Source organism: Paenibacillus sp. J22P165 (assembly GCF_059692015.1).
The window spans coordinates 124,402-136,413 of sequence record NZ_JCAUAP010000003.1; the positions used below are offsets into that span (position 1 = coordinate 124,402).

The 12,012-nt window shown below is 44.8% G+C and carries 10 protein-coding genes; all 10 read right to left on the reverse strand.

Annotation, left to right across the window (positions count from 1 at the left end; genetic code table 11):
- Positions 1 to 11 precede the first annotated feature (11 nt).
- The 10 genes from AC58QM_RS08295 to iolG all read right to left on the reverse strand — a co-directional run bounded on the left by AC58QM_RS08295 (position 12) and on the right by iolG (position 12,012).
- The gene (locus AC58QM_RS08295; RefSeq protein ID WP_497282969.1) at positions 12 to 1,754 is read right to left on the reverse strand and encodes a hypothetical protein; all 1,743 of its coding nucleotides are present in this window, start codon (positions 1,752 to 1,754) and stop codon (positions 12 to 14) included.
- A 9-nt stretch (positions 1,755 to 1,763) separates the two neighbouring features.
- Positions 1,764 to 2,711 (reverse strand): sugar phosphate isomerase/epimerase family protein, encoded by a 948-nt coding sequence (locus tag AC58QM_RS08300; protein ID WP_497282971.1) that lies wholly within the window; start codon positions 2,709 to 2,711, stop codon positions 1,764 to 1,766.
- Between the two features lie 19 nt (positions 2,712 to 2,730).
- The gene (locus AC58QM_RS08305) at positions 2,731 to 3,750 is read right to left on the reverse strand and encodes a Gfo/Idh/MocA family protein (RefSeq protein ID WP_497282973.1); all 1,020 of its coding nucleotides are present in this window, start codon (positions 3,748 to 3,750) and stop codon (positions 2,731 to 2,733) included.
- Positions 3,751 to 3,768: 18 nt separating this feature from the next.
- Positions 3,769 to 4,860 (reverse strand): Gfo/Idh/MocA family protein, encoded by a 1,092-nt coding sequence (locus AC58QM_RS08310; protein WP_497282975.1) that lies wholly within the window; start codon positions 4,858 to 4,860, stop codon positions 3,769 to 3,771.
- 113 nt (positions 4,861 to 4,973) lie between these two features.
- Positions 4,974 to 6,656, reverse strand: coding sequence for a type 2 periplasmic-binding domain-containing protein (locus AC58QM_RS08315; RefSeq protein WP_497282977.1), 1,683 nt, complete (start codon positions 6,654 to 6,656; stop codon positions 4,974 to 4,976).
- A 62-nt stretch (positions 6,657 to 6,718) separates the two neighbouring features.
- The gene (locus AC58QM_RS08320; RefSeq protein ID WP_497282979.1) at positions 6,719 to 7,591 is read right to left on the reverse strand and encodes a carbohydrate ABC transporter permease; all 873 of its coding nucleotides are present in this window, start codon (positions 7,589 to 7,591) and stop codon (positions 6,719 to 6,721) included.
- Positions 7,592 to 7,636: 45 nt separating this feature from the next.
- Positions 7,637 to 8,566: an ABC transporter permease gene (locus AC58QM_RS08325; protein WP_497283617.1), complete on the reverse strand. Its 930-nt coding sequence runs from the start codon at positions 8,564 to 8,566 to the stop codon at positions 7,637 to 7,639.
- Positions 8,567 to 9,044: 478 nt separating this feature from the next.
- Positions 9,045 to 10,058, reverse strand: a complete 1,014-nt coding sequence (locus AC58QM_RS08330; RefSeq protein WP_497282981.1) for a LacI family DNA-binding transcriptional regulator — start codon at positions 10,056 to 10,058, stop codon at positions 9,045 to 9,047.
- Between the two features lie 75 nt (positions 10,059 to 10,133).
- Positions 10,134 to 10,952, reverse strand: a complete 819-nt coding sequence (iolB, locus tag AC58QM_RS08335; RefSeq protein WP_497282983.1) for a 5-deoxy-glucuronate isomerase — start codon at positions 10,950 to 10,952, stop codon at positions 10,134 to 10,136.
- Positions 10,953 to 10,971: 19 nt separating this feature from the next.
- A complete protein-coding gene (iolG, locus tag AC58QM_RS08340; RefSeq protein WP_497282985.1) occupies positions 10,972 to 12,012 on the reverse strand; it encodes an inositol 2-dehydrogenase in 1,041 nt (346 codons plus the stop codon).

Genomic DNA, 12,012 nt, shown 5'->3' on the forward strand with positions numbered 1-12,012 from the left:
GAACTTCCTTTCTACCTTAGACGGATTTTGAATGTCCGATCATAAGGCGTAACCAAGTTGACATGAACATATTGACACCCAGCCGGATGCGAATCTTCACGAAGGATAGGCAGCCTATGCTCATAAGCACCTGATGAAATTTCAATGACATCTCCGTCTACCTCATAGCGCATTGCACCACTTTGAAGAAAGTACTTCCCTTCTTCACCTGCGTGCAAATCCTCACCACTCACCGTACCTTCATTGCCAAAAATAAAAGTCACTTGCGTGAACACATCTTCACGCTCGTCTGACGCCACACGGATCGTCCATTCAGAATCCCCTGAATTGATGATTTCCGCTTGCAGCGCCAGCTTTTGCAGATGGGTCATTGGTCGATGCTGATGCGGAAGTAAGTACCACGGGCTGAGTGTCGAACTTTCCGTCCCTGCCCGCAGCAAATGACGCGGAATAGGGCCGTTGTAGCCTTTTTCCAGTACCGCTTCAAGCTTATATACGCCTTCATTCACAGTCAGATCTGTGAACTTCACAATGCCTGGAGAGAAGGATGTGGCAAGTTTAATACCCAGAAGCCTTGCTTTCCCCTGGCGAAGAGAGAAGAAAGACGGTGTCTGTGACATGATGGTTACACTTTGATCCAGCTCACGAATGCGAACCAGTGGAGCTCCAAAAGTAAAGTGCATGCTGCTATGCTGAATCTTGCTATGGTGGCCAACTTGCTCTACCTGCTGCAGATGCTCCTTCATCGGATGCTGTGCATTTATCACTTTCACATAACGATTAAGCAGCGGTGCTCGTTCTAACTGAGAAATATCAGCCTCCCGGTACACGAGCATATTCATCAGCGGATGGTTATTTACGCCTTCGTGGAAACCTGTGATGAAAGATCCGGCATAATCAGCCATTGCAGCAAAGAGCGGATCTTTATCATACGCCGCCATTAAGCGGTAAATGGGAAAATAGTTCGCCATCGTAGCTGTCTGACCAAAATCTTGTCGTCCGGAATAATCGGTGACAACTTCTCCAGTCGGGTGAATTAAGTACATCATCATACGTAGATTGCGACGTACACATTCAATGAGTTCTGGGCGGTTCATCAAACGACCGGTATGATAAAGCGCGATATCACTGACAGCGTTGTAGATCCCGTTGCTGCGTTCTGTCCATTCTCCATCTTCGGTGATATCCAAGCCTTCAGCCAACCAATCTTCCGCTCGTGCCAAAAGCGCAGGCTGAGGAAAAATCTCATGCAACAACGTAAGCGCTGCGGTAATGACCCACCGATGATTCGGTGTATGACAACCGCCAGTCAGCATAGCTGGAATCGTGCGCTCTAGAAAAAGCCTCAGTTTATCAGCAACAGGAGTCACTTCTGCCCAATCATGTTTATTAAGCAACTGATACATCTGCGTGACACCACCTACAACGAATGCTGTGTCCGGCGGAGAATGATAATTCGTTGAACCGAGTGAAATGGTTCCGTCTGCATGCTGTCTATTCAGCATAAAGGAGACTGCTTTATGCAATGCATTCAATAAAAAAATATCGTGATAATAACGAGAATCTGGATTCACTAAAGCTGACACCCATCCCGCAATTATTCGCGGTGTACTCATGTGGTTAGCTCGGGCAATGCCCGTTTCATCCTGAATACCTCCGTAGTATTTGGACAAAGGATCAAGAATCTGGTTAAGAAGCGTAGCTTCCGTCAATTCATCATTGAGGCTTACTAAGCGATTATAAATTGCGTCCATATAGGTCACCTACCCTTTCCTAGCTGCAATCTTACTGGTAATGAGGTTGTGACTTTCATGAATCTCATGAGGCTCGCACAGCGCTTTGAGTTCATATACTTTCACTTTCGCATAATCAATGGCTTCTAGGAAATGGTCAAAATAGTGCAAGTCCTTGCTATGAACATAAGGACACCAGTGATCCGCAAGTTCCAGCGTCTCATGTATGTGTACACCATAAATATACTTCTTCACTTCTTGCAGCTCTTTGAGGTTATCGTACAAGCCCATTCTATCCATCATCATGGCATGGCCGATATCGTACCATAAGTGCACGGGACTGCCCGCCAAATTGTCGCAGATCGTTTTCGCTTCCATCAAGGAAGGCATCTGATAGGATCTTGAGCGAGTTTCGATGCCAATTGCGACATTCCAACCTTTTTGAGCAGCATGCTCGCTTACAATCTCCAAACTCTCTTGAATTCTTTGCGTATACAGCGGACTCAAGCGATCTCGTCTTTCAATCATGACGCTCCACAGGTTCTGATACGCTGGTGAATCCTTTCCATGATCTCGATAAAGCTTTTTCAAATCCACGTCAATGTTATAGTCAAAAGGTACTTCACCTGGATGCACAACCACAGCTTTGGCCCCATATCGATGGGCGTATTCCATAGAACGGATTAGCAACTCTACGGAACGCTTACGCTTCGCTTCATCATCAAAGCCCAGCATGACGGAATCCGTATCATAGTCCTTATCGTTGATGAATGGGAACACATTGTGAACGCTAGAGACGCCAATCTCACCTTTTTCAATCATGGGTTCAATTGTTGCCATCATTTCTTCGGTTACGTTGTAATTTAGCTCAACATTTCGAAAGCCAAGCTCTTTAATTTCCTCAATCATGCCCCGCCCTACGGTATGTTTCTTGATATTCCAACAAGTTGAAAAAGAATATTCCCCTTTATCGATCATGTCTCTTCCTCCCAAGTTTTCATTCCGAAAGATCACTCAACTTAATGACAGCACCATAACGCGCAGACAAAGTTGATGCTTCCATTAAACGAGTCAAATCAAAGGCCAGCTCAAGATTCTCTGATGCAGTCGTTCCATGTTGGATATGGGATACCCATTGTTCAAAAGCAGACGGCAGCTTAGGCAAATCCGTCACTTCTTGCCAGCCTGTTGCTGCGTCACCTGACATTTTGGAGCTGCGGATACGTAATTTATCATCGGTTCGGGTATACATGAGGCTGCCTTCTGTTCCCTGAACTTCGATGTCGAATTGCGAGTAGCTGTTCACAAATCCAGCTTCAACAATCCCTAGTGCACCCGTAGGATAACGTAATGTTGCTACTGCACTATCTTCAACTTCTCGCCCCGTGATATAACCAAAGCTAGCACTAACGCTCTCCGGTAAGCCAAGAAATAAGCGAGTTAAGTACATCGGATGGCAGCCAAGGTCCATCAAGGCTCCACCGCCGGTCTGCTCGAAGTTAAAAAAATGAGCAGGGAGCGCACCGTCTGGATTCTTATCCGTTCGCAGCGCACCGTTATGTGCAAGTCGAATACGAACTGTTGTCAATGTACCGAGGTAACCTTCACGAATACGTGTTAACGCTGCTTGCGCAAAGCCCATATACACACGTGGCAACGATACGGTTAGTTTGATTCCTGCTTCCTCAACAACAGCAAGAATTTCCTTGCACTCCTTCGTCGTGGTAGCTAAGACTTTTTCAGTGAAAATATGCTTACCCGCTTTAGCTACAGCAATAATGACATCGTGATGCCTGTTCGTTGGTGTTCCCACGATAACTGCGTCAATAGCAGGATTTCTCAAAAGTTCTTCCAAGTTTACGTAAAAAGGAACGCCAAGCTCCTTCGCTTTGTCCCGTCCTCGTTCCTGTATTTCATCCCAAACCGCAACAATTTCGGTATCGGGGTGGTCAATCGCTAATCGTGCGTAATCTTTTGCATGAACGTGCCAAAAGCTCAACATCGCTACTTTAATCATGGTTCCACTGCCTCCTACCTAGCCAATGATTTCGTCAAAATAGACAGCTTTCCCTGTTCGATTCGATTCATAGATCGCTTCGAGAATCTCGGAAACCACACAAGATTGTTCAGGTGTTACGACTGGCTCTGTATCATTGATAATGGCATTGATCCACAACCGTATTTCTTTGTCCTGCATGGTTTCTTTCTTACCTTCGTAGAAATCCGCGCCTTTTGCCTCAAACTGCATCTGGTTCACATACAATCGACTGTGGTTTTCACCATTGATACGTAGTCCATCTTGCATATCAGCGCCACCTTCGGTACCGCAAAGCGTGCATTTCGCTTCCTTCGTATCCAGTGTATTGAGCGCCCAGCTCGCTTCCAACATAATTGTTGCACCATTTTTCATAACGATCATAGCAAAAGCTGAATCTTCAACCTTGAACTTCTCCGGATCCCAAGGCCCCCAATTATTTGCAGCATTTTCCTTACGTGAAAGTTTATGATAAGCAGTGCCCAGCACTACCCTAGGTTCATAGTTATTCATTAACCAAAGCGTTAAATCGAGCGCATGTGTACCAATATCAATCAGCGGTCCGCCGCCTTGTTTCTCTTCATCCAAGAATACGCCCCAAGTGGGAACACCACGTCTGCGAACGGCGTGTGCTTTTGCATAATAAATCTCGCCCAAATCCCCATCTTCAACGACACGTTTCAAATGTTGACTGTCTGCACGAAAACGATTGTTATAACCGATTGTTAATTTTTTACCTGTGCGTTTCGCCACTTCCACCATACGGCGCGCATCTGTTGCGGTTTTCGCCATCGGTTTTTCACACATCACATGCTTGCCTGCTTCCAAAGCCGCAATGGAGATTTCCGCATGCGTATCATTCGGTGTGCAAATGTGAACGACATCAATGGCTGGATCCTCCAGCAACTCACGATAATCATCGTATACTTTGGCTCCAGGTGAGCCAAACTTCTCCGCCGCCTTTTGTGCGCTTGCTGGAATAATATCAAAAAAACCAATAATGGCAACTTGCTCAATCTTGCTTAAGCTAGGCAAATGCTTCCCGGTTGCGATCCCGCCACACCCAATGATCGCGACGTTAACTTTCTTCATCGTCGGTTCCTCCCATGATGCAAATCTGCTTATTTAAAGAAGAGGCTGGACATCGAGAAGCTGCCTGATTACGCAGGCAGCCCTTGACGATATCCAGCTTCTCTAAGGTACGATTACTTTGCAGCGACAAATTCCATTTGTTGTTTAACGATTTCTTTTGCATCTTTTGCTAGGAAAGCTGTATTTTTGTTCTCTACATACCATTTGTTCATGAATTCTTCAAGCTGTTTACCGCCTGCTTTATCCCAAGCTGCTTTAGACTCATTGATCGCTTGTTCCGCTGAGTATTTCGAACCGCTTAAGATAGCTTTAACGAAGAAATCATTTTTCTCTTTAAGAATGGTTGTATTGATGACGTTAAGATCAGCAGGGAATACAGGCATATGATCGCCTAGTGTAATACCTGGATACTCTCTCGCTGGATCGAAGTAAATTTTCTGAGCAGCTTGGAACAATTGTAATTGCGCTTTTTGTTCAGGCAACAAATCAGGATTAGTTAGACCTGACAAGTTATAGTTACATTTATCAACACCAGATGAGAAGAACATCGCGTAATCTAACGCGTATGCAACTTCATTTTTGGACTTATCTGGATCAATAACTTGCGGACAGCCGTTTGCCGCTTTTTTCCAGTGTGTTCCTTCGTCGCCGAAGATCATTTTACGAGCCGTATCCGGCTTCATCATGAAGTCAAGGTAGCGGCCTACTGCTTCTGGATCCTTCGCCTTGGCATTAATAACGGTTGTCATTTGAACTGGGTTATCGAATGCACCTGTGAATGTGCCCATTGGTGATTTCGGATAGCCTAATGGCGCAACTTCCCCAGTTGGGTTGTTCTTTTTGAACGTAGCTAACTCAAGATCTTGAGAGAATTTCACGAAAATCCCCATTTTTCCGTTCAGGAAGTCTTGCTTAGCCTTATTGCCATCTTTATCATTGATATAGTCTTTGTCTACGATGCCAGCATCATAGAGACTCTTCTTGAACGTGAGGGAAGCTTGTTCTTTATCCCACGCACGAACAATTTTGCCGTCCTTGAGATCCCAGGCCAATAGCGTGGAGGATGAATTCTCACCGAAAATTTCATTGATGGCTTGCTCGGAATACGTACTCATGTTCATACCGTACGTATCTTTCTTACCATTGCCATCTGGATCTTGCTCAACAAACGCTTTTGCCACTGCGAATAATTCTTCCGTTGTTGTCGGCATGTTCAGATTCAGCTTTTTCAACCAGTCTGTACGAATGTAGAGTACGTGAGCAGCAGTCGCTTCTTTTACTTTACCAATCTCGTACAACTTGCCATCTGGTTTTGTCCCTGCTTTTTTCAACTGTGGATATTGGGTGAGCAATTTTGAATATTCAGGCATGTATTGCAAAATGTTATCAATCGGCATCAATTGTTTTTGATCGTACAAGCTACCTCTAAACGGTGTATTGTACTCATTGATGATATCTGGAGCAGAACCAGAAGCAAACAGAACGTTCAATTTTTTCGTAGAGTCGCTACGAAGAATTGGGACTTGTTTCGCATTAGCTGGTCCGCTTGCGTTAATGAACTTCGTCCACCGATTCTCTTCGTAGGTGCCTTCAGAAGCTGGTACGCCTCCCCGGTCATAAATGGTGACTGAAACATCCCCGCGTTTAGCTGGTGTTGCAGCGGCAGGTGCGTTTGAAGTGGCTGGTGCTTTGGTTGCTGTTGTTTCTTCTTTTTTGTCACTGCTGCAACCTACTAATGTTGCGCCTAATGCGACTACCCCAACTGAGATTCCAAGCCATCGTTTCTTGTTTTCCATGTGCATTTTCCCCCTACAAATTTTAATATAGTAACGTTTGAGAAACGGGAACACCTGTTTCATTACCCCTTAACCGATCCTAGCATAACTCCCTTGACAAAATACTTTTGCAAGAACGGATATACAACGAGCATCGGGACAACCATGACGACAACACCGACCGCTTTTACCATCTCTGTAGCAACGGTTTGTTGTTCCTGAATATTAAGCGTAGGAGAGTTCAGCAAGTCATTCTTTTGCAGCATCCCTTGGACAACTACTGTTAAGTTCTGCATATCGCTCTTATTGATGTACATAAGTACGTTCATAAACGAATTCCAGAAGCCAATGCCATAGAATAACGCAAGCGTTGCCAGCATGGGAAGTGATAGTGGCAAGATGACCCGAATCAGTAGTGCCGTATCATTACAGCCATCCATTCGTGCAGCTTCCTGCACTTCAGATGGAATATTCTCGAAATAACTTTTCATGAGCAGCATGTTGTAAGTACTGATAAAACCGGAAAGCCATAATGCCCAGTAGGAATCAATCAGGTGCATGTTCTTAATTACGAGATAGGTGGGAATTAACCCTCCCGAGAACAGCATGGTGAACACCATACCTAGAACCAGATAGCGCCTGGCAAACAGATAGGATCTAGATAAGGGATAAGCTGCTAAAATGGTACCTAATAAACTTAACCCCACACCAATCACCGTGATAATCACACTATTTTTAAAAGCACTCCAAGCAGGGCTGGCGAGGAAGAAAATTTTATAGGCTGTGAACTCTAAACCCACAGGCCAGAAGAAGACATGACCTGATTCAACAGCCGATCGTTCACTGAGTGACAGGGATATGATATGGATAAATGGCAGAATACAACTCAGGGCGATTAATGCGAGTACGATATAATTGATGGTATAAAATATTTTCTCTCCGTTTGTCGCTTTCACACAAATCCTCCTTCCACGGATGTTGCACTTGATGTATGCATGAGTCTAGAAGAGTGCCTGATCAAATTTCCTAGCGATTCGATTAGCTATAAGTACAAGAGAGCAACTAATGATGGATTCAAAGAATCCCATTGCTGTTGTTAAACTAAACTGTGCATTGCCCAAACCAATTTTATAAATATACGTACTTATGACTTCAGACACATCCGAAACTCCAGCGTTCTGTAAGTTATAGACTTGGTCAAATCCGACTTCCATAATCTTCCCCATCGCTAAGATGAGTAATAAGATGATCGTGTGACGAATGCCTGGGATGGTTACATGCCACATTTGACGCCATTTTGCAGCGCCATCCATGGCAGCTGATTCGTAAAGCGAAGGATCAATGGTCGTTAGAGCAGCTAGATAAATGATCGTACTAAACCCCATTTCCTTCCAAATACCCGATCCAACAAAAATAGCTAACCAGGATTGGGATTCGTAAAGGAAGTTAATGGGTTCAATTCCAAACAAGGCAAGTACCTTGTTAATTGACCCATAATCCGTAGCGAATAGGGACAACACGATGCCGGAAACAATAACCCAAGAGAAGAAATGAGGGAGATAGACAATCGTTTGCACCCATCGTTTGAACCAAGATTTCCTAACCTCATTCAGTAAAATAGCTAGGAATATCGGCATTGGGAATCCAAATATCAAACTCAGAAAACTCAACCAAAATGTGTTCCACAAAATTTGAAGTGTGTTCGAGCTAGAAAATAATAGATGGAAATTTTTCAGTCCTACCCATGGGCTGTGTAGAATTCCATCTGCAAAATTGTAGTTTTTGAAAGCGATAACAAGTCCGCCCATAGGCCAGTATTTAAACAGAATATAATAAACAATGACAGGAACCAGCATGATAAACAAAGGAATGTTCTGCTTTAGCCTTCTTCGTCGTTTTAGTCGTAAGGCATTTACTTCACTTTGTGTCATCTGGATATTAGGAGTTTTCATCATATTCCCATTCATGTTTGCTTCACTCCTTCACATTAATCTTATACCCCTATGATATAAGTTTTTAAAGGAAAAACCCTTAAAAAATTATAGAAGAAACTATAAATTCATTGGGTCATTTCAGCCTCTACACCCTCATTACCACCGGTCACGTCCTGACTTCTTCCCATAACTCAAATGACTAGCTGGAGTTTCTACAGTTAATTCTGCTGAATCCTCTCATTTACCAACCAATAGCTGTATTTCCTACAGTTAATTCAGGCCTAGTTAAAAGGAAGGAACAAATATGGCGAAATATCGGCTGTATATTTTCCATTTAATTTCCATATCCAACGAAAAAGCACCGAATTACCTACATATAATCCAGTTATTTCGTTCGCAGAGAAGAGTTGCGCCTATATTAGATGAAAAAAACTGCCTCCCCCAAAGGGAAAGCAGTCTTCGCTTCCTTATACGATTACTTGGCAGGAACCGTCGTGGATTGTCGGATGATAAGCTCCGGCCGCATAACGACGCGTTGCTTGGTTTGCGATTTCTTCTTCAGCTCAAGGATGAGCAGATCGACGACTTGCTTACCCATCGGCTCAATCGGCTGGGCAATTGTGGTTAAAGGAGGATCCGTCACTGAGGCTAGAATGGTATTATCGAAACCGATCACCGAAATATCCTCAGGAACACGCAGCTTTAATTGCTTAGCCGCTTGCAAGGCACCAATCGCGAGCATATCGTTACAGCAGAAAAGTGCGGTTGGTCTTTCGGCAGCAGGCTTCTCCAGAAGTTCAATCGCCTCACGTTTCCCGTCTTCTACGGTATAACGACAATTGCGCACTCGCTCTTCAGGTAGTTGAATGTCTGCTTCCGTCAAGGCACTCATGAAGCCTCTTACCCGCTCGCGACTACTTGTCACTTTAGTGTGTTCCGCAAGGATTGCCATGTTGGAATGACCTAGCTCCAACAAATGTTCCGCAGCTAGCTTGCCCCCAACAAAATCGTCAACAACAACCGTATGCACGGTCAAATCTGGCATTTCCCGAGCAATCATGACAACAGGAATCGAACGCTCCATGAGCGGTGTTAACATCTCCTTGTTATCCATCCCAGTACCAATAATCATCCCATCCACGCTTTTCTGTTGAAGTAAGGATAAATAGCGTTCAACGCGTTCGTCTTTATTATCCGTGCTGCATATGACAAGACTGTATCCCAAATTATGTCCTTGGTCCTCTACAGCCCTTGCGATTTCTGCAAAGAAAGGATTGGATATATCGGGGACAAGCAGCCCTAAGGTATATGTTTTTTTACCCGTAAGCGCAGATGCGATGACACTCGGTTGATAGTTGAGCTTTTCCATCACTTTGAGAATTTCAGCGCGCCGCTCTTCACTTATTTTCCCTTTACCGTTCATGACCTGGGAAACCGCTGCAATAGACACACCGGCTTCTCTCGCCACATCGTAAATGGTTGCCTTCATTCTACTACCCCATTTTTCTTGAAGAATACAGTTATTCCCCTATTATGACGGGGCTTCTGAGAACTTGCAACCGCCTTACGACTCGCTCGGCTTCGTCATGATCCAAGCATGGGTGGGGTCATTATGGAATTTCCACGTTCGCGTAGGTCCTGCCATGACATTCAAATAATACACATCATAGCCCGGCGGTGCAGATACCGGATGATAACCACGCGGAACGAGTACTACTTCTCCATTCTTAACGATTAACGTCTCATCCAGTGAACGATCGTCCGTGTATACCCTTTGTACCGCAAAGCCTTGCTCGGGCTGAACACGGAAATAATACGTTTCTTCCAAAAAGGATTCGTCTGGAAGCGCATCACGATCATGCTTGTGCGGCGGATAACTGGACCAATGTCCATTCGGTGTAAATACTTCGACAACAAGCAAGCTATCCGCTGGCTCACTCTCTGGTAAGATATTATGAATGAAACGCTCAATATTGCCATAACCGCGCGTTTCAACGCCTACTTGCGCAGGCGCAATCAACCGTGAACGATGATTCCCCGCACCTGGAGCTGAGCAAACAGCGATCTGCAAGGAAGTTAACGCCGTCACTTCATAGCTATCACGACTAGTCACATAGACGGAGTATGGCGGAATTTGCTCAAACACACTCATGCGCTGACCAATCCCTTGCCATTGCTCTTCCTTCGTACTCACATCCGCTTTGCCACTCAATAACACAAGGCATACTTCTTGATCGCCAGTTTCACGTCGCAAGGTTTCTCCTGCTTCCAGCTGGACAACCTCGAATCCAACATACTGCCAGCCCGCCGATTCCGGCGTGACTTGTAAAATACGGCCTTCCTCATTCGGAGAAGAGGCTGGCGTTACGATTAGTTTGGACATAGTAACCTCCCTCCCCTTCTTAGGATACTGCGGTTTGTTGGAGCAATGCCAAGGCTTCGCTCACTTTCACGGGTCTGCCCAAACGAGAAGAGAGCTTCGCAGCTAACGCAATTCGTTCTGCTTGAACCCCGTCATCCCCACTGACAGGGACACACTTATCATTCAAAATCGCATCAATAAACATTTGTGTTTCTTCAATGTAAGCCGCTTGATAACGTTCTAGGAAGAAATGCAACGGTTTATCACTTACAATCGCATCTGCCGTTGAAATCACAGCCGTATTCGGATGATCATTCGCAACGACAACACTGCCCTTGGAGCCGAATACTTCAACCCGTTGATCATAGCCATATACAGCTTGTCGGCTGTTATCAATCACGCCAAGTGCGCCATTTGCGAATCGCAGCGTCACAACTGCCGTATCCACATCACCGTGCTGGGCGAAATCCGGATTAATTAATACATTCCCAACCGCAAACACTTCTTCAACCTCGCTGCCCGATACGAATCGAGCCATATCAAAGTCATGAATCATCATATCCATGAAAATGCCGCCAGAAACTTTAACGTAATCGATATGAGGAGGGTTCGGGTCGCGGGACGTTATTTTAATGATATGAGGATCGCCGATCCCCCCGCCTTGCACCACTTCTTGCACACGCTTGAAATTATGATCAAAACGGCGGTTAAATCCAATTTGGAGCTTCACGCCAGCTTTTTTAACTTCATCAATAGCTGATACTGTTTTCGTAATATCCATCGAGATCGGTTTTTCACAGAAAATATGTTTACCCGCACGCGCAGCCTGCGCAATCAACGGAACATGCGTATCTGTGGATGAGCAAATAAATATGGCATCGATATCTGGATGAGAAATAAGTTCGTTGCTATCCTTCGTCACTAGAGCGATATTGCGATCTGCTGCCCAAGCATCCAACTCAGGACCTGCAAACAAATCACTCACCGCAATAATCTCAACTTGCGGGTTCCGTAATAAATTGTCCGCGTGAATTTTTCCAATACGGCCTGCGCCGATAATACCGATTCTGATCTTTTTCAT